This window comes from Shinella kummerowiae, from assembly GCF_009827055.1.
Lineage (GTDB): Bacteria > Pseudomonadota > Alphaproteobacteria > Rhizobiales > Rhizobiaceae > Shinella > Shinella kummerowiae.
This window is the reverse complement of sequence record NZ_WUMK01000006.1, coordinates 130,894-149,068: the sequence shown is the minus strand read 5'-3', so window position 1 is coordinate 149,068 and position 18,175 is coordinate 130,894. Positions and strand designations below refer to the sequence as shown.

General features: G+C 63.1%; 18 protein-coding genes and 1 tRNA gene. 9 read left to right on the top strand and 10 right to left on the bottom strand.

The features are described from left to right. The first annotated feature begins 105 nt into the window (after positions 1-105). The 4 genes from plsX (at position 106) to GR138_RS16805 (ending at position 3,334) form a co-directional block, all read left to right on the top strand. Complete coding sequence (gene plsX, locus GR138_RS16820) at positions 106-1,164, top strand: phosphate acyltransferase PlsX (protein WP_160860409.1); 1,059 nt, start codon at positions 106-108, stop codon at positions 1,162-1,164. A 1-nt stretch (position 1,165) separates the two neighbouring features. Beyond that, positions 1,166-2,137, top strand: coding sequence for a beta-ketoacyl-ACP synthase III (locus GR138_RS16815; protein WP_160860408.1), 972 nt, complete (start codon positions 1,166-1,168; stop codon positions 2,135-2,137). A gap of 198 nt (positions 2,138-2,335) precedes the next feature. Then, positions 2,336-2,674, top strand: coding sequence for an integration host factor subunit alpha (locus GR138_RS16810; RefSeq protein ID WP_023513396.1), 339 nt, complete (start codon positions 2,336-2,338; stop codon positions 2,672-2,674). Between the two features lie 129 nt (positions 2,675-2,803). Beyond that, entirely contained in the window at positions 2,804-3,334 is a 531-nt protein-coding gene (locus GR138_RS16805) for a MerR family transcriptional regulator (RefSeq protein WP_160860407.1), read from the top strand. A 154-nt stretch (positions 3,335-3,488) separates the two neighbouring features. Here the strand turns inward: GR138_RS16805 and GR138_RS16800 are convergent, their stop codons facing one another. Then, positions 3,489-3,707, bottom strand: a complete 219-nt coding sequence (locus tag GR138_RS16800; RefSeq protein ID WP_160860406.1) for a dehydrogenase — start codon at positions 3,705-3,707, stop codon at positions 3,489-3,491. 582 nt (positions 3,708-4,289) lie between these two features. Here GR138_RS16800 and GR138_RS16795 point away from each other — a divergent pair. Together GR138_RS16795 and GR138_RS16790 are read left to right on the top strand one after the other, a co-directional pair. Continuing rightward, positions 4,290-4,366, top strand: a tRNA-Pro gene (locus GR138_RS16795). A gap of 114 nt (positions 4,367-4,480) precedes the next feature. Next, on the top strand, positions 4,481-4,732 hold the full coding sequence (locus GR138_RS16790) for a GlsB/YeaQ/YmgE family stress response membrane protein (RefSeq protein ID WP_160860405.1): 252 nt from the start codon (positions 4,481-4,483) through the stop codon (positions 4,730-4,732). A gap of 54 nt (positions 4,733-4,786) precedes the next feature. Here the strand turns inward: GR138_RS16790 and GR138_RS16785 are convergent, their stop codons facing one another. The 5 genes from GR138_RS16785 to GR138_RS16765 form a co-directional block, all read right to left on the bottom strand. Next, entirely contained in the window at positions 4,787-5,941 is a 1,155-nt protein-coding gene (locus GR138_RS16785) for a glycosyltransferase (RefSeq protein ID WP_246200540.1), read from the bottom strand. Continuing rightward, positions 5,938-7,185: an O-antigen ligase family protein gene (locus tag GR138_RS16780; protein ID WP_160860404.1), complete on the bottom strand. Its 1,248-nt coding sequence runs from the start codon at positions 7,183-7,185 to the stop codon at positions 5,938-5,940. Before GR138_RS16780 ends, GR138_RS16785 begins: the two co-directional genes overlap by 4 nt. Further along, positions 7,182-8,756 (bottom strand): undecaprenyl-phosphate glucose phosphotransferase, encoded by a 1,575-nt coding sequence (locus tag GR138_RS16775; protein ID WP_160860403.1) that lies wholly within the window; start codon positions 8,754-8,756, stop codon positions 7,182-7,184. The genes GR138_RS16780 and GR138_RS16775 overlap by 4 nt, the downstream gene beginning before the upstream one ends. 78 nt (positions 8,757-8,834) lie before the next feature. Next, positions 8,835-10,001 carry a glycosyltransferase family 4 protein gene (locus GR138_RS16770; protein WP_160860402.1) on the bottom strand — a complete coding sequence of 389 codons (1,167 nt, stop codon included), beginning with the start codon at positions 9,999-10,001 and terminating at the stop codon, positions 8,835-8,837. 5 nt (positions 10,002-10,006) lie between these two features. Then, complete coding sequence (locus GR138_RS16765; RefSeq protein WP_420853667.1) at positions 10,007-10,555, bottom strand: polysaccharide biosynthesis/export family protein; 549 nt, start codon at positions 10,553-10,555, stop codon at positions 10,007-10,009. 240 nt (positions 10,556-10,795) lie between these two features. Between GR138_RS16765 and GR138_RS16760 the strand changes: the two genes are divergently transcribed. Beyond that, positions 10,796-13,045, top strand: a complete 2,250-nt coding sequence (locus tag GR138_RS16760; protein ID WP_160860400.1) for an exopolysaccharide transport family protein — start codon at positions 10,796-10,798, stop codon at positions 13,043-13,045. A 4-nt stretch (positions 13,046-13,049) separates the two neighbouring features. On the opposite strand, the gene GR138_RS16755 is transcribed toward GR138_RS16760, so the two are convergent. After that, positions 13,050-14,315 carry a GNAT family N-acetyltransferase gene (locus GR138_RS16755; RefSeq protein ID WP_246200538.1) on the bottom strand — a complete coding sequence of 422 codons (1,266 nt, stop codon included), beginning with the start codon at positions 14,313-14,315 and terminating at the stop codon, positions 13,050-13,052. Between the two features lie 178 nt (positions 14,316-14,493). On the opposite strand from GR138_RS16755, the gene GR138_RS16750 reads away from it, so the two are divergent. After that, positions 14,494-14,940, top strand: a complete 447-nt coding sequence (locus GR138_RS16750; RefSeq protein WP_160860399.1) for an NUDIX hydrolase — start codon at positions 14,494-14,496, stop codon at positions 14,938-14,940. Between the two features lie 6 nt (positions 14,941-14,946). Here GR138_RS16750 and GR138_RS16745 read toward each other — a convergent pair whose 3' ends face one another. Further along, a complete protein-coding gene (locus GR138_RS16745) occupies positions 14,947-15,165 on the bottom strand; it encodes a DUF2842 domain-containing protein (protein ID WP_160860398.1) in 219 nt (72 codons plus the stop codon). A gap of 117 nt (positions 15,166-15,282) precedes the next feature. On the opposite strand from GR138_RS16745, the gene GR138_RS16740 reads away from it, so the two are divergent. After that, positions 15,283-16,374 carry a COX15/CtaA family protein gene (locus tag GR138_RS16740; RefSeq protein ID WP_160860397.1) on the top strand — a complete coding sequence of 364 codons (1,092 nt, stop codon included), beginning with the start codon at positions 15,283-15,285 and terminating at the stop codon, positions 16,372-16,374. Positions 16,375-16,380: 6 nt separating this feature from the next. Here GR138_RS16740 and GR138_RS16735 read toward each other — a convergent pair whose 3' ends face one another. Both GR138_RS16735 and argC read right to left on the bottom strand, forming a co-directional pair. Further along, positions 16,381-17,223, bottom strand: coding sequence for an aminoglycoside phosphotransferase family protein (locus GR138_RS16735; RefSeq protein WP_160860396.1), 843 nt, complete (start codon positions 17,221-17,223; stop codon positions 16,381-16,383). Beyond that, on the bottom strand, positions 17,220-18,152 hold the full coding sequence (gene argC, locus GR138_RS16730) for an N-acetyl-gamma-glutamyl-phosphate reductase (protein ID WP_160860395.1): 933 nt from the start codon (positions 18,150-18,152) through the stop codon (positions 17,220-17,222). Before argC ends, GR138_RS16735 begins: the two co-directional genes overlap by 4 nt. Positions 18,153-18,175: the final 23 nt, after the last annotated feature.

Below are 18,175 nucleotides of genomic sequence, written 5' to 3'. Positions count from 1 at the left end.
CGTCCGATAATTCAGTTGTGCACCCCGCGAAAAGCGGTATTTTGGCCGAATTCGGCCACGGTGGCTTTTCCGCCGCTGGAAAACAAGAATTAAGGCAAGACACGCGTGGTCAGAATTTCCATCGATGTCATGGGAGGCGATTTCGGTCCGAAAGTCGCGATCTCTGGCGCAGCCAAGGCTCTCGAGCGCCATCCCGACATCCGCTTTCTGCTTTTCGGCAATGCTGCCGAATGCGAACCGCTTCTGGCGCAGCACCCGAAGCTGAAGGCTGCAAGCACCTTCCATCATTGCGACGTCGCCGTCGCCATGGACGAAAAGCCAAGCCAGGCGCTGCGCCGCGGCCGCGGCAAGTCCTCCATGTGGCAGGCGATCGACGCGGTGGCGAAGAACAGCGCCGACGTGGCCGTTTCCGCCGGCAATACCGGCGCGCTGATGGCGATGTCGAAATTCTGCCTGCGCATGATGGCCAATATCGAACGCCCGGCGATCGCCGGCATCTGGCCGACCCTGAAAGGGGAGAGCATCGTGCTCGACATCGGCGCGACGATCGGCGCCGACGCCAATCAGCTCTTCGACTTCGCGCTGATGGGCGGCGCGATGGCGCGCGCGCTGTTCGAGATCGACAAGCCGACGCTCGGCCTGCTGAATGTCGGTGTAGAGGAAATCAAGGGCCAGGAAGAGGTCAAGGCCGCCGGCCAGCTCATCCGCGAGGCCAATTTCGACACGATTGACTATTATGGCTTTGTCGAAGGCGACGATATCGGTCGCGGCACGGTGGACGTGGTGGTCACGGAAGGTTTTGCCGGCAATATTGCGCTCAAGGCGGCCGAAGGCACGGCGCGGCAGATCGCGGAATATCTGCGGGCGGCCATGACACGCACCTGGCTTGCCAAGCTGGGCTATATCCTGGCCAAGAGCGCGTTCGACCGCGTGCGCGAGAAGATGGATCCGCGCAAGGTGAACGGCGGCGTCTTCCTCGGCCTCAACGGCATCGTCATCAAGAGCCATGGCGGCACGGATGCCGAAGGGTTCGCGGCGGCGGTGGATGTCGGTTACGACATGGTCCGCAACGGCCTCAAGGAAAAGATCGAAAACGATTTGCAGAAGTATCATGCCGGCCGCCCCGTCGAGGGCGCCGCTCAGGGCATGACGGACGAGGTATAGAATGATCCGATCAGTGGTCCGCGGTTTCGGAACGGCGCTTCCGAAGCGGGTACTCACCAATGCCGAACTGGAAAGCATGGTCGACACGTCCGACGAATGGATCGTGCAACGGACCGGCATTCGCCAGCGCTACATTGCCGGCGAGGGCGAAACGACCGCCTCGCTCGGTGAGGCGGCGGCACGCGACGCGCTCGACAAGGCCGGCCTGACGGCCGCAGACATCGACCTGATCATCGTTGCGACCTCGACACCGGACAACACGTTCCCGGCGACCGCCGTTAACATCCAGAACCGTCTCGGCATGCACCACGGCTTTGCCTTCGACGTGCAGGCCGTCTGCTCCGGCTTCGTTTATGCCGTGACGACGGCGGATGCCTATATTCGCGGTGGCCTTGCCAAGCGTGTGCTCGTCATCGGTGCCGAGACCTTCTCGCGCATCCTCGACTGGACGGACCGCACGACCTGCGTGCTGTTCGGCGACGGCGCGGGCGCCATCGTGCTGGAAGCCCAGGAGGGCAAGGGCACCGTTGCGGACCGTGGCGTGCTGACGACGCAGCTTCGTTCGGACGGCGCGCATCGCGAAAAACTCTATGTCGATGGCGGTCCATCCACGACGGGCACGGTCGGCCATCTGCGCATGGAGGGCCGAGAGGTCTTCAAACACGCCGTCGGCATGATCACCGATGTGGTCGTCTCCGCCTTCGATGCGACCGGCTTCACCGCCGAGGACATCGATTGGCTGGTGCCGCATCAGGCCAACAAGCGCATTATCGACGGTTCGGCCAAGAAGCTTGGCATTCCGCTCGAAAAGGTCGTCGTCACCGTCGATCTGCATGGCAACACCTCCGCCGCCTCCATCCCGCTTGCGCTGGCCACTGCGGCGCGTGACGGGCGAATCAAGGAAGGCGATATCGTTCTGCTGGAAGCCATGGGTGGCGGCTTCACCTGGGGCGCGGTCCTTCTGCGCTGGTAGAATCTCCCGCGTCTGAACGCTCCTGACGAGAGGGCGGCCTGGCCCCGCCGCCGTCTTGCGCGCTTGTGGGATAATTACGGCGGGATGGGGGGCGGAACGGTCTGGGTTGGCTCTCAGGGCCGCTTGACCGCGCGGGGGAAGGGCAATAGTCTCCCACCACTTAACCATGCGCTTTCAATAAGAAATTGGTGAGGGACGATGAGCGGCAAGACGGTGACACGCGCAGATTTGGCCGAATCGGTTTTCCGGAAGGTCGGCCTTTCCAGGACCGAATCCGCAGAGCTTGTTGAAACCGTCATTGACGAGATCTGCAACGCCATCGTCCGGGGCGAGAGCGTCAAGCTTTCCTCCTTCGCCACCTTCCAGGTGCGCGACAAGAACGAACGCATCGGCCGCAATCCGAAGACCGGCGAGGAAGTGCCGATCTCGCCGCGCCGCGTGATGACCTTCAAGGCATCGAACGTGCTGAAGCAGCGGGTGCTGAAGTCACACCTCTCGCGGAAGGCGAAACAGAAGCCGGCTTCGCCCGCTTCCTGAGCGATTTTTGCGCCATTGCTGCTCCATCAGCAATTTGAAACTTGAATATCGTCCGACAACTCGCTGAAATGAATACGAATCGGTGGCGGTTATCGTATGCTGCCGCCTTGAACTTTCATCGAGGATAGAATGGACAAGAGTCCGGACGCTTTCCGTACCATCAGCGAAGTCGCCGACGATCTCGACCTGCCGCAGCATGTGCTGCGCTTCTGGGAGACGCGCTTCGTCCAGATCAAGCCGATGAAGCGTGGCGGCGGGCGTCGCTATTACCGCCCGGAAGACGTGGATCTCCTGAAGGGCATCCGCCACCTGCTCTATGACCATGGCTATACGATCAAGGGCGTGCAGAAGCTGCTGAAGGTCAACGGCAACAAGTTCGTGGCGGCGATCGCCAGCGGCGACCTCGCCACCGTCGAGGCGCTGGCCGCGGCAAATCATGAGGATCCGGCGCCGCCCAAGGCGGGCAGCGACGAAGACCAGATCGTCGGCCGCGCCAAGGCCCCGGCCAGCCGCCGCTTCTTCTCCTTCGTTGGCGGCACGGACGATCCGCCGGAAATCTCGATCGGCAAGACCAGCGTCGGCAAGGAAGATCGCGCACTGCTCCAGGAGGCGCTCTACGACCTTCTGGAGTGCAAGCGCCTGCTCGACCAGGTGCGTTGAGCCTGTCGGCGGGGTGGCTATAGGCCGCCGGCTGGGAACTCCCCTGCAGTCATCGCCCACTAGCCCGCGTCCGGTGCCATCTGCGAATATGGAAAGCGCGTCGGCTTTTGCCTCCTTGCCGAACGGAAGCCCTCTCTTCGCGCACGGTCCTCCATCAGTCGCGCAGCGGCGTTGGCTCCCAGCCCCGCACGAAGCCATGGCCCATCGCCGCCCGGGTCAGATCGAGCTGGCGCCGAAGGTGGGCGCAATCGGCAAGCAGCGTCGCGATCGTCGCCTGTGCATCTCCGTCATGCCAGGCAAGGGCGGCGCGTACGGCATCCCCCTCATTTTCGACCGGCTCTGCCGGCGCTTCATACTCGGGAAGCGGTCGCACGTCAGCATTCTCCTGTGGGGACACAGTCGTCTTTGAGCTCGAGGAACAAGGAAATTCGGCCGTATTTGTTCTTATTATGTTCTGTTTTTGCGAAGAGTCAACGCACCTAGCCGTCGCAAAAGAAGAAAAAGCCCCGCACGATGGCGGGGCAAACAGGCGTCACGCTTGGCTCTCCGTGACGCGGGGGAGTGCTCGCAAATGACAAACGAGCCGGGCAATCCTACGACTTTCGTCTAATGCGCGGGAAGGTCTGATTCGGCGATTCCGGTACGGATGTGAAAAGAAAGTGACACGCGACGGACATACGAACCCTGATTGCGAGGAGGGTTGCCCGCGACAGGTTGAACGCTCGTCATTGGCGCAAGGCGACGTCGCTATTCGTGACGATGCAAGGTGATACGCTCGTTCGCGCCTGCGCCGAACGCAGGCTCAGAGCGAAATCCATTGGAACTGTCCGTGGTATTTTCCGTGTGAGTTCCTGTGCGTAAAGGTTCCGCCGACTGACAATTCTCCACTTTTGATCCTTCCCTCGATTTTTGGGCTTGCATCGAAAACCTTGAGACTATAGGGGTTTCGGCGGTCCGGAATGTAGCGCAGCCCGGTAGCGCACTTGACTGGGGGTCAAGGGGTCGTGGGTTCGAATCCCGCCATTCCGACCAATTCTCCTCCCTGTTCCAAAGTATATTCGCAAGTTCAATTGGAACTTTGCGCGTGTTTTCACGTTTACCTGCCGCCGGCCTTTGCCGGTCTGTCAGGAGCTTGAGGAGACGCGCATGGAAGACGCAGGTATCGGCTGGATCGCAGCCATCATTGTCGGCGGTATTGCCGGCTGGCTCGCCGAAATGTTCATGAAGAGCAATATGGGCGTGCTGATGAATATTGTTCTCGGCATTGTCGGCGCGGCCGTGGCCAATCTTCTGCTCGGGCTGATCGGTGTTTCGCTCGGCGGCTGGCTCGGTTATCTCGTCGCGGGCTTTATCGGTGCCTGCATCCTGATTGCCCTGGCACGAGCGATCAGGCGCTAAAACGGCTGTTATTCTTCAAGGCCGTCTCTCCGGGAGGAGGGGCGACCTTTGGCGTCAGGCGACCAGGGCGCGATAGATCGCTTCCGTCTCGCCGATCATGCGTTCCAGGCTGTAGTCACCACTGCGGGCACAGGCGGCGGCGGTGTGACGGGCGAGGCGCGAGGGGTCGCTCAGGCGGATCATGGCGTCGGCGAGGCGCTTCGGATCGTCGTCGTTTTCGACAAGCACGCCGTTGACGCCATCCTTCAGCACCATGGAGGCGCCGCCGACATCGGTGAGCACCATCGGTTTTCCCGCCGCCGCAGCTTCCAGCATGACATAGGACATCGCCTCGTAACGGCTTGGCATGACAAGCACGTCGATCGCCGCCATGGCCTGCGGGCCGGTGAAGTGAGTGGTGAGATGGATGCGGCCTGCATGGCCGCCGGCCTCGATCTGGCGGTTGACGGCGTCCTGCATCTCGCCGGTGCCGATCATTACGAGATGGGCGTTGGGGAGGCGTTCCGCGACGCGCTGGAAGGCCGCAAGCAAGCGTTCCGGCGCCTTCTGGTGACAGAGCCGGCCGACAAAACCGTACAGCAGGGCATCCGGGGGAATGGCGAGTGCTTCGCGCACCGTTGCGCGCGAATCCGCCGGCGGTGTTTCGACGCCATTGACGACGATCGACAGTTTGTTACGCGGCATGCCGAGGGCGCGCGCATGCGCATATTCATCGGCGGAAACGCAGATCAGCCGTTCGGTGAAGCCGCGGGCGAGCAGCTTTTCGATCGCGCCATAGATCTTCTGGCCGAATGTGCCGAGACCGGGATCCATCGTGCGGAAGGCGTGTGGGGTGTACACGCGGGGCACATGGTGGCCGGGAAGGCGCAGGCGCGAAAGGGCGCCCGCCTTGGAGCTATGCCCGTGAATGACATCGAAGGGGCCCTCCTTGCGGATGACCGCGCGCAGCGCCCGCCAGGCGGGCAGGTCCGAGGGGCCGGGGGAACGGGCCATGGCGACTACGTGCACACCCTTCAGATCGAGAGAGGACAGCTCTTCGACGAAACGGCTTTCCGCGCGCACCGGCGAATAGACGGCATGCACGTCGTGGCCGCGCGCCTTCATGCCCCGGCACAGATCGATGAAATGCCGGCCCGAGCCGCCACCGCTCGGTTCCAGCACCTGAAGCAGACGCATATGCCGTGGGGTCTTGTCCGGGGAGGGGGTCATGATGGGGTGCGGCCCGATGCGGTCTGCCGGTTGTGGCGCCGTTCGAGTGCGATGCAGCCCCAGACGATGCCCAGCAAGAGATAGAAGTGGCGCCAGTGATCCGTGTCGATGACGAAGCCGATCGCGGTATGGCCGACAAGGGTGATGAGGGAGATCATCAGGAAGGGCTGCCAGGGCCGGTCGCGCAGCAGCGCCTTGAAACCGGCGAGCAGCGTCCAGATGATGAGGGTGAGATAGCAGGCAAAGCCGAGCCAGCCGTAGCTCGTCAGCGATTTCAGCCAGATATTGTGTTCGTCTTCCGGGAAGATCGTGCTGAACACCATGGGGCCGATGCCGAAGGGTTTTTCCATGGCCATCAGGAAGCCGATGCGGTGACGCTCGAAGCGGCCGAGATGCCCGCCGTCATACTCCTGCACCAACTGTGTTCGGCTGGAGAACAGGTCGGCCACCTTGTCGAATTGCAGCGCGACGATCAGCGCGAGGATCAGGATGGCGGCAGCCGACAGGCTGAGCACGAGGATCTTCAGCCGGAACGCGCCGGTGCGCTCCTTGAGCAGCATGACGAAGACGAGGGCCACCACCGAAAACAGGTAGAGTGCCCAGGCGGCGCGCGAGAAGGACAGGAACAGGCCGAGTGCGAGGATGAGCACGCCGATGACCTTCAGCGGCGCGCCGAGAATACGGCCGGCAAGCAGCCCGTGCATCAGGTAGAGCGAGGGGGCGACGAGAAACGGGCCGAAGACGTTCGGATCCTGGAAGGCGCCCTTGGCACGGTCGTAGAGCGTGAAGGCTTCCGCACCGGGAAAGGCGTGGAAATAACCGAGAATGCCGAGAAGAGAGGTGATGAGCGCGCTCGCCACCCAGGCGCGGAAAATGAGCTCGAGCCGCGCCGGCTTGGCCTCGATGATGGCGGCGAAGAACACGCTGGACAAGGCGAGGAACAGCGAGACGGCAATGTACATCGGCCCGACGGAGAAATCGTCCAGCACGGTGAGCGACAGCATGCCGCCGACATTGAAAAGCACGATGAGCACCAAAAGCGGCGCAATGCCCCGCGAGATGCGCAGGCCGATGATCGCCCAGAGGCCGATGAGGCCGGCCATGAAGACTTCGTAAGGTGCCGGTTCGCTGATGACGAAGCCCGACAGGAAGACGCCGGCGGCCACCAGCAACGAGCCGATAATGCCGACGGCCGCAAGATGCGGCCGGAACGGCGGGGCATAGGGGAGCGCCGTGTCGCTCAATACGCGTTTTCCGTATTGAGCAGGCGGAAGGGCGTCAGGAACAGGATTTTCAGATCCAGCCAGAGTGACCAGTTCTCGATGTAGTACAGGTCGAATTCGGTGCGGAAGCGGATCTTGTCGTCATGGTCGATCTCGCCGCGCCAGCCGTTGATCTGCGCCCAGCCAGTGACGCCGGGCTTGACGCGATGGCGGGCGAAATAGCCCTCGACGACGTCGACATATTTGCGGTCGTGCGACTGGGCCTGGATGGCGTGCGGGCGGGGACCGACGAGGGAAAGCTCGCCCTTCAGCACGTTGAAGAGCTGCGGCAGTTCGTCAATCGAGGATTTGCGCAGGAAGCGGCCGACGGGGGTCACGCGCGGATCGCCCTTCGTCACCGCGGCCTTGGCGGTCGGGTCGGACATGTTGGTGAACATCGAGCGGAACTTGTAGACCTCGATGATCTCGTTGTTGAAGCCGTGGCGCTTCTGCTTGAAGATGATCGGGCCGGGCGAGGTGAACTTCACCGCAAGTGCCGCGCCGATCAGCACCGGCCAGAGCAGCAGGAGTGCGACCACGCTGAAGAAGACATCGAAGATGCGCTTGGCGACATTGTCCCAGTCGGCGATCGGCTTGTCGAAGATATCGAGCATCGGCAGGCTGCCGACCTGCGAATAGCTGCGCGGCCGGAAGCGCAGGCCCTTGGCGTGCGCGGCAAGGCGAATATCGACCGGCAGCACCCAGAGTTTCTTGAGCAGCGCCAGGATGCGCGCCTCCGCCGAAAGCGGCAGCGAGATGATGAGCATGTCGATGCGGGCAAGCCGGGCGAACTCGACGAGTTCGGCGACGGTGCCGAGCTTCGGATAGCCGGCGACGATGGAGGGGGAACGGCGTTCGTCACGATCATCGAAGATGCCGCAGATGCGGATATCGTTTTCCGGCTGCTGTTCGAGCGTGCGGATGAGTTCCTTGGCGGGCTCGCCGCCGCCGACGATGACGGCGCGCCGCTCCATCGTGCCGTTGCGGGCCCAGCGGCGGATCGAATAGGCGATCACCTGCCGCTCGATGACGAGGTAGACCGCGCCGGTGGCAAACCACGACGCGAACCAGACGCGGGAATATTCCTCGCCGGATTTGAAGAAGAACACGACGATTGCCATGGCGCCGAAGGCGATCGCCCAGGCTGCGAGGATCCTTGGCGTCATGCGCCAGGGCGAGCGCAGGGCCGGCACCTGATACGCATCGGCGAGCTGGAGCAGCAGGACGCCGATGGCCGCGCCGCCAACGAGCACGGAAAGGTAGAAAATGGTCACGCCCATGCCGGGGGTGCTGACATAGAGGAGGTGGATGCCGTAGCCGATCGCCAGCAGCGTCAGGAATTCGAAGAGGCGCAGCAAACCGATGATCATGCTCGGCGAATAGGTGTCGGCACGAAACTGCTGCGCGATTTTCTGGGCGAGCGGGTTGAGATCGACCGTTTTGCCGCCGTCGTAGTCCTCCGATGGCGCGCTGGGCGTGATCGTGCGGATTTCGGAGACTTTTCGTCTCAGAGCTTCGGGGTCGAAGGAGTCGGGCTTGTCGACATGGTTCATGGCACGCACCTGCAGAGGCTTTGCACCGGAGATAGCACGAAGCCCCTAAGAAACGTTTACGCAGCGGAAGTTGTCGGATCAGGAAGCGTGCCGATTTCCGCCACTCTGCGTGGCGAGAATATCGCGATAGAGGCGCAGCAGGGACGTCGACATAACCGAAGCGGAAAACGTCTGCTTGAAGGCGGTGGACTCCGGCATCACCTTGGCGAACCATCCGGGATCGCTGACGGCGTTGACCATGACCCTGGCAAGCGCGTCCGCATCGCCGGGCTCGGCAAGGGCGATGCTGTTTGGTCCAAGCACTTCCGGAATGCCGCCGACGCGGCTGGCGATAACGGGCTTGCGGGCGGCAAGCGCCTCCAGAACGATATAGGGCATCGCCTCGGCGCGCGACGGCACCACGACGTTGCGGGTCAGTGCGAAGGCATCATGCGCCTTCATGGCGGGCAGCAGGCCGATCCGGCGGCCAAGCCCCCAGCGCAGCATCATCTTCTGGTATTTTTCCTTGTCCGGCCCGTCACCGATCATCAGAGCGGAGAGCGGGCGGCCGACGAGGCGCTCGGTGCGGGCGAAGGCGTCGACGAAGACGTCCGGCCCCTTCAGGTCGCGCAGCATGCCGATATAGAGGAAGTCGACCGCGTCCTCCCGGGAATAGACGGTCTCGAAGTCCCGGTCGTGGATGCCGTTATAGATGCGTTCGGCGCGAATGCGTGGCTTGCCCACGCGGGTAAGATAGGCATCACGCTCGAAATCGCAGACGAAGACGAGCGCATCGCCCAACCTTTCGAGCATGCGTTCCGCGGCGAGGATCGAGAAACCGGTCGTGGTCTTTCGATCATAGTGCAGGCTGCCGCCGTGCGGCGAATAGAGGCGGGCTACGCAATACCTGTTCACCCGCAGGGCTGAGCCGATGAGACGGGCAATGGCGCCACCCTTGGCGCCGTGCCCGTGCAGGACATCCGGCTGCAAACTTTTTATTTCACGATAGGATTTCCAGAAAGCGCCGATATCGCGCGGACTGACGGCGCGGCTGATCGGCACGCGAACGAGGCCGAGCGACAGATAGGGGCGGATTTCATCGAACAGCGAATCCTCGAACGAGCCTCCGGTGAGGCTGTCGCAGACGATGCCCACGTCATGGCCGGCCTTCGCATGAAACTCGGCCAGATCGCGCACATGGCGGAAGATCCCGCCAATCGGCGACCGGAAACAATGAATGATGCGCAGTGGACGATCGTCCGTCATGTTTCTCAGAACAGCCGTTCGCGGACATAAATCGTATCGCCGGCCAGGACCGGATCGGAAATCGATACACGGCCCGTGATGATCTTTCCGTTAATTTTGCGCGTGACATCGACATCGCGCTGGTTGGCGCGTGGCGAGAAGCCGCCGGCAACCGCGATGGCGTTCTGGATCGTCATGCCCGCGACATAGCTGTACTGCCCGGCCTGGCCGACTTCGCCCATCATGTAGATGGAGCGGTAGCGGTCGACCTCGATGGAGACGTCGGGATCGCGCAGATAGCCCTGGCGGAGTTTCGCCGCGATGATGCTTTCCAGCTCCTGGATCGTCTGGCCGCGCGCCGGCACCGCACCGATAAGCGGGAAGGCGACGTAGCCGGCCTGATCGATCGTATAGGTGTTGCTAAGGCCCGTCTGCTCGAACACGGTGACGCGCAAGCGGTCGCCGCTGTCGAGGCGATAGGGCTGGATGGTTGCCTCGTGGAAGGCCTTGGGGGCAGGGCGGTAACCGCTGCAGCTCGAAACGGCCGGCACGATGAGTGCCAGCGCGAGCAGCATGCCCTTGTTGATCGTTGCGAACGCCATTCGCTTTCCCAATCCCGGAAATCAGAAGTCTGGCCTTCGTTATCGATCCGTTAGGGTTAATGGCTGGTAAAGGATACGGGCGGGTAGGCGCGGAATCGCAGATTTTTTCGTGCGACGCGCGTTAATCGATCTGCGTGCAATCAATGGTAGTTAACGCTTAGGTTACCATGTTTGTTTACGGTGCGGGCAAATCGTCGTGTTTGGAGTAGGGATATGTCAGGCGTTCAGGGAAGCCAGCAGGATGTCGATATCGACCTTGGCGGTCTTTTCGGCGCGATCTGGCGTAACCGCATGCGCGTGCTCTTGGCGACCGTGGCCTGTGCGGGGCTGGCCTTCGCCGGTGCGAGCCTGATTGCGCCCAAATTCAAGAGCGAAGCACGGCTCCTCATCGAAACGCGCGAACCCGCCTTCACGACCGGTACGGACCGCACGCAGGCCCGGGAACAACCGCCCTTCGACGAACTTGGCATTGCCAGCCAGGTACAGATCCTGAAATCCGCCGATCTCATCAAGCAGGTCGCTCGGAACCTGAAGCTGTCCGAGCTGGAGGAATTCGATCCGACCGCGCAGCCATCGGCTGTCTCCGACCTGCTCGTGCTCTTCGGCCTCAAGAGCAACCCGCTCGATCTCGCGCCGGAAGACCGCGTGCTGAAGGAGTTTTCCGAAAAGCTGACCGTCTATCAGGTGGAACGCTCGCGCGTGGTGGCGATCGAGTTCAGCTCGAAGGATCCGCGCCTTGCGGCGGCGATCCCGAACGAGATGGCGAAGGTCTTCCTGTCGCTGCAGAGCGGCGCCAAGCTGGACACCAATTCCGAGGCGACACGCTGGCTGGAGCCGGAAATCGCCAACCTGCGCGAAAAGGTGCGCGAAGCCGAACAGAAGGTCGCCGAGTACCGCTCGCAATCCGATCTTCTGCCGACAGGGGAGAACAGCACGTTTGCCGTGCGGCAATTGACGGACATCTCGACCGAAGTCGCCCGCGTGCGCGGCGAGCGTGCCAATGCGGAGGCGCGGGCCGAAAGCGTGCGCGCCGTGCTGAAGAGCGGCGGCGCACCGGACACGCTGGCCGATGTCGTCGGCTCGCAGATGATCCAGCGGCTCAAGGAAAGCGAAGCGCAGATCCAGGGCCAGATTTCCGATCTTTCGACGTCGCTGCTCGATGGACATCCGCGCCTCAAGGGGCTGCGTTCGCAGCTCACCGGTATTCGCACGCAGATAAAGGCGGAAACCCAGAAAATCCTGGCCAGCCTTGAAAACGAGGCCAACACGGCGCGGCTGCGCGAAGCCCAGCTTGTCCAGCAGCTCAACACGCTGAAGGCGGACAGCGCGCGCGCCGGCGAGGACGAAGTCGGCCTCAAGGCGCTGGAGCGCGAGGCAACGGCGCAACGCCAGCTCCTCGAAACCTACCTCGCCCGCTACCGCGAGGCGACGTCGCGCACCGACAGCGGCTCGACGCCGGCCGATGCCCGCATCATCTCCGCTGCCGCGATCCCGACGGAAGCCGCCTTCCCGAAGGTCGTGCCGATCACCATTGTCGGCGGTGTCGTGGGCTTTTCCCTCAGTGCCATCGCGGTCCTGCTTGCCGAACTGTTCAGCGGCCGCGCCCTGAAGCCGGTCGGTGCGCCGGCCGTTGGCGCGCGTCGGCGCGAGGAGGAGGAGATCGACGAAGATGAAGCCGAGCCCCTCGTCGTCGAACCCGTCGTCAAGCGGGCGCCGCTGGCACAGCAGGACCTCGGCGCCATCAAAGACATCCACGCCCCGGCAAAATCCCTCCTGTCGGACATCGGTCCGGAAGAGGACGACGATGCGGAAGAAGAGGAGCAGAGCATGCGTCCTTCCCTGATTGATATGCCCGCCTTCGAAGACGAAGGCGATTTTTCGGTCGCGGCGGTTGCCCGGCACATGATCGAGAACAATGTTTCCGTTGCGATTTCCGTCTCGCCGTCCGGCGACCGCGGCTCGACGGCGACGGTCATGCTGGCCCGCCGGATTGCCGAAGACCATCGCAAGACGCTTCTGATCGACCTGACCGGTTCGGCCTGCCCGACACGTCTGATGGCGCAATCGACCCATGTGCCTGGTATCACGGACCTTCTCGTCGGCGATGCCGCCTTCGGTGACATCATCCATGGCGATCGGCTCTCCAGCGCGCATGTCATTCCGCGCGGCAATGCCAACATCAAACGTGCGATGCGCGGCATCGACCGGCTGGCCATGGTGATCGATTCGCTTGCCGACGCCTATGACACGGTGATTGTCGAGTGCGGCCCGGCCGAAGTAGAAGGCGTGCGTCGCCTGACACGGGGGGAGGAGACCGACATCATCCTCTCCATTCCGGGTGCAGATGAAGACGAGATCGTCGACCTGATCAGCGCCTTTGGCGAAGCCGGCTACAGCGAGATCGTGCTGATGACGGGCGAGGGAGCCGAACCGCCCCGCCGTCCCCGCCGCCGCGCGGCCTGACGGTTCAGTCCGCGTCCTCGGCGGTGCGGACGAACTCCGTCTTGCAGGAACGGATACGCTGCAGGAAGGCGTAGGCCTGCGGGTTCTGCTTGATGAGGCGTTTTGCCCCGGACTTTGCCCGGTGCAGGGCGGCAACAATGCTGCCGGCCACCGTCGTCGGCCAGAGCAGGTCGTGCTGCGGCGTCTCGATCGTGCACCAGGAGCGCTTGTACGCTTGGTCGCCGATGCCGAAATCGAAGAGGCGGACGCCTTCGCCGCACAGCTTGCGGATCGCCAGATAGAACAGGAATTCGCCGGGGCTGGCATCGGCGGCGATGCTCTCGTCGATCGAGCCGAACTGGCAGATCACGTGATCGCCCTTGCGCGAGAGGCCGGCGATCGCCACGACATGCCCCTCATGCGTGCCTTTGAGGCGCACCGCGTGAAGCTGGAGCGGATAGGTTTCCGGGCCGCTCTCGACCGCGATCAGCTTGCGGAAGAAGTTGCGCGTTTCCTCGTCGCGAAAGACATCCGGCAGGCCCATCGCATCGAAACGGGCCGCCTTCTGCTGGAAGAAGGTTTCCAGCAGGCGGTGCCCCTCTTCGGGCGTGTGGGCGACGACGTGCTCGTAACCGCCATGCGCCTCGAGGCGGCGTTCGGAGTTGCGGAATTTCTTGCGGCGGCGCTTGGCGTTCACCTGCGCCAGCGTGCGCTCGAAACTGTCGAACAGTTCGAGCTGGAAGGCGGCATTCTGGTTCAAGACCGATGGCAGGTCGGCAAAGGAGTTCGTCTCGCCGCGCCAGTCGAGCGGCACCTTTTCCAGGAGGAAGAGGTCGAAATAACGGGCAAACTGGGTGCGCGCATGCTCGAAGGCCTGACGCAGCCGCGGCGGAGCCGCCAGAAAACGGAATTCTTCGCTATAGAGGCCCGTATTGATATTGCTGAAGGGCGTTGCGAGGAAACGCGCGGTGCGCACGGGCCCATGGCGCACGATTTCCAGTGGCAGGATGAGATGCGTCTTTCCGCCGGAAACACCCTCGACGATCAGCAGCTTGCAGGCATGGGTGTCCGCCCAGGCACGGCACCAGTCGTAGCTCTGGTGAAGCGAGAGATTGTTTTCGGATTCAAGGGCCCGCCAGCGGGCCTCCAGCGGTTCCATGCGGTCATGCAGGCGGATGGACAGCGGCACGACGTTGGGAGCCCGTTCGTCGCCCTCAATCGATCCCAGATACCGTGCCGCAAGCTCGCGCTCGGACGGCATGATCTGGAAATTGAGTTGCATCGCTCCCATGGCTCGACCCTTATGCCTCTGGCCAGCGGCCGCATCGCCGCAAGAACATCATAGGGACTAGGCTTGCGAAAAGAGTTTAAATCCACCGGTCCCGCCGGACCGCTCCGGGGAAATCAACCGGATCGGTTAGCGATTTCATAACGAAATCCGACAAAAGCCGAGGGGATGGGAGACAGACATGCAGACATGGCGGCCACCGCAGAAAATCCACGCGAAGGTATTAGGCCTTGCCTGGCACCAGGACCGCCTGCTGGCGGCGGAAGTGACGCGCGACGACGGCACCGTGAAGGGGATTCGCCCGCCCGGCGGCACCATCGAATTCGGTGAGACGCGGGAAGAGGCGCTGGCGCGGGAATTCCAGGAGGAATTCGGCTGCGGCATCGCAATCGAGGGATCCTGGAGGACCTTCGAAAACCTGTTCTGGCACGAGGGCGCGCGGGGTCACGAATTCATCTTCGCAGCCAACATCCGCCTGCTCGACGAAAGCCTCTACCGGCGCTCGGAAATCACGCTTGTCGAACACGACCGCTCGGTCTGGACGGCGCGCTGGTTCATGCCGCAGGCCTTGCCGGAAGGGGTGGAGCTGTATCCATCCGGCCTCGCGGCGCATCTTGCCCCGCTGTAACGGCGCTTATTCGTCGCGCGGCTTGCCGGGCTTTTCCATCCACTTGATGATGAACATAGCCGGCAGAATCCACAGCACGCCGGTGACCGTGAAATAGAGAAGGTGGATGTACCAGGGCGATTGTCCCAGCGTGGCGACGGCGACGGTGGTTGCGACCAGCGCGTAGAGGAGGACGAGGATGATGATCAGCACGGTGCCGATCAGTTTTCGCAGGCGAGGGGGCATTGGCGGTCTTTCAATTCGATCATGCGAGCAAGGGCGCGACGGCATGCCGCAAAGCTTCGGGCCTTGTTTTGCACGGGCTGGTCAGGCAAATCAACGCCAAGAACAGGAGCAGCCATCATGAGCGCCACCACCGCGACCGCATATCGCAGCCACAACGAAACGGACATGACCGACCGCAATCGCCGGCAGGTGCGCCGGTGGCTGGGCTTCGTGCTGTTCACGCTGTTCGTGCTGGTGCTCGTCGGCGGCGCGACGCGGCTCACCGAATCCGGCCTTTCCATCACCGAATGGAAGCCGATCCATGGCGCCATCCCCCCGCTCAGCGCCGCGGAATGGCAGGAGGAGTTCGACCTCTACAAGCGCATTCCGCAATACGAGCAGATCAACAAGGACATGACCGTCGAGGAGTTCAAGACGATCTTCTGGTGGGAATGGGCACACCGGCTGATCGCGCGCTCCATCGGCTTCGTCTTCGCCGTGCCGCTCGCCTTCTTCTGGCTGACCGGCCGCATCGAGAAGAGATTGCGCTGGCCGCTGGTCGGCCTTCTGGCGCTCGGCGGTTTCCAGGGCTTCATCGGCTGGTGGATGGTCTCTTCCGGTCTCGCGGATCGGGTTTCCGTCAGCCAGTACCGGCTTGCCACCCACCTCACCATCGCCTGTCTGATCTTTGCCTGGACGGTGTGGCTGATGCGCGCGCTCTCGCCGCACAGTGACGATGCGGCTCCGACGGCGACGTCGCAGCGCATGGCCGGCATCATCGCCTGCATGGCGATCTTCCAGATCTATCTCGGCGCGCTCGTCGCCGGCCTCGACGCAGGTCTCACCTACAACACCTGGCCGCTCATGGACGGCGCCGTGGTGCCGGGCGGGCTCTTCGTGCAGCAGCCCTGGTGGATCAATCTCTTCGAAAACCCGAAGACCGTGCAGTTCGTTCACCGCATCGGCGCCTACGTGCTCTTCGCGCTGGTCGTCATCCACATGATCTCATCGCTGCGCGCTGCCCCCGAAACGCCCCATGCCCGCCGCGCCCTCGTGCTCTTCGGTCTCGTCTGTCTTCAGGCGACGATCGGCATCCTGACGCTGATCTGGCAGGTGCCGCTCGGCTGGGCGCTCGCCCACCAGGGCGGAGCGCTGATCGTGCTCGGTTTTGCCATGGCGCATTGGCGCGGGTTTTATGGAGAATATCCGCGCGACATGGCGGACGACTGATCGCGATCAGGCCTGCATGAGGACGTTGCGGACCGCAGCGGCAACGGCAAGTTCGTCGTCGCGATCTCCTTCGTTTGCGTCTTCGTCATGCCAGGCGGCTGACAGGCAGCCATAGGCGAAGCCGTAGCGCAGTATGGTGCGAACATCACGGCCGAGCGTTTCGGCGAAGATATCCGCCATCGATGCGATCCTCTCCTCGTTACGGGTGAGGTCGAAACGGTCGAGTGGGTTGGAGAACATGTTGGCGACGTCGAGCGCTGGGTCGCCGATCAGTCCCGCCGGGTCGATGATGAGCCAGCCGCGCGGGCCGGACACGATGTTCTCGTGGTGCAGGTCGCCGTGCAGGGGCTTGATGTCCCGCTGGTCGGCGATCAGCGCATCGGCGATGGCCGCCGCCTCAGAATACGGACCGTCGACGCCCGCGCGGCGATCCCGCTCGGCCTTGTCGAACAGGCTGGCGAAATAGCGCGGCAGCGACAGCAGGCTTGCCGGCGGCGGGGTGTCGGAAGGGCGATGATAGTCCAGCAGCACTTCGGCGGCGATGCGCGTCGCGTCCGTGTCGCCGTGCGAAAGCATATGGTCCCGCAGCGTCGTCGTGCCGGCATGTTCCATCAATAGCATGTCGTCGGTGCGGGCAAGGAGCCTGACGCAGCCGGTACCATCGCGCCAATCCAGGAAGTCTGCACCGCGTAAGCTGTCTTCCAGGACCTTCGGTTTCAGATGTTTGACGATCGCGCGCGCGCCGTCGGCGAGCGTCGCGTCATAGACTATGCCGGCAGGGGTGTCGGCGATAAGGCCGGCACTTTCGATGCGCCACGCGGCGGGGAAGGCCGGGAATCCGTTCGTCATCCCTTCAGCATCAGGTCCATGTTCTGCACGGCCGCACCCGACGCACCCTTGCCGAGATTGTCGAGCAGGGCGACGAGGTTGACGTGCGGCGCACCCGCGGTGCCGAAGACGTAGAGCTTCATGCGATCGGTATCGGCGAGTTCCACGGCGTTGACGCGGGGAAGGGCAGCGCTTTCCTTCAGGTCCACCACCTCGACGATGTCCTGGCCGGCATAATGGTCGGCGAGCGCCTCATGGATGGAGCCGAGCGAGGCGTGGTCGTTGAGGTCCGCCAGATAGAGCGGGACCTGCACGATCATGCCCTGGGCGAACTTGCCGACGGAGGGTGAGAAGAGCGGCGCGCGCGACAGCATGCCATGCACCTGCATTTCCGGCACATGCTTATGCTTGAGCGGCAGGCCGTAGAGGAAATGCGGCGAGGCGATGTGTTCCGGATGCCCGGCATCTTCCATCTGCGCGATCATCTGCTTGCCGCCGCCGGTATAGCCGGAAACGGCGTTCACCGTGACTGGATAGTCTTCCGGCAGGATCCCGGCAAGCCGCAGCGGGCGCAGGAGACCGATCGCGCCGGTCGGGTAGCAGCCCGGATTGGCGACGCAACGCGCATCCGCGATCTTCTTCGGCTGGTCGCGATCCATCTCGGCGAAGCCATAGGCCCAGTTCGGGTCGACGCGGTGCGCCGTCGAGGTGTCGATGATGCGAACGGAATTGTTGCCGGAAACCATGGCCACGGCTTCCTTCGCCGCATCGTCCGGCAGGCAGAGGATGGCGACGTCGGCGCTGTTGAGCATGTCTTCGCGCATCGTCGCGTTGCGACGCTCGGCTTCCGGGATGGAGAGCAGCTCGACATCGCTGCGGCCGGCCATGCGCGTGCGGATCTGCAGACCCGTTGTGCCGTGTTCGCCATCGATGAAGATCTTCGGTTTCATCTGCAATCCAATCCTGTCAGAGC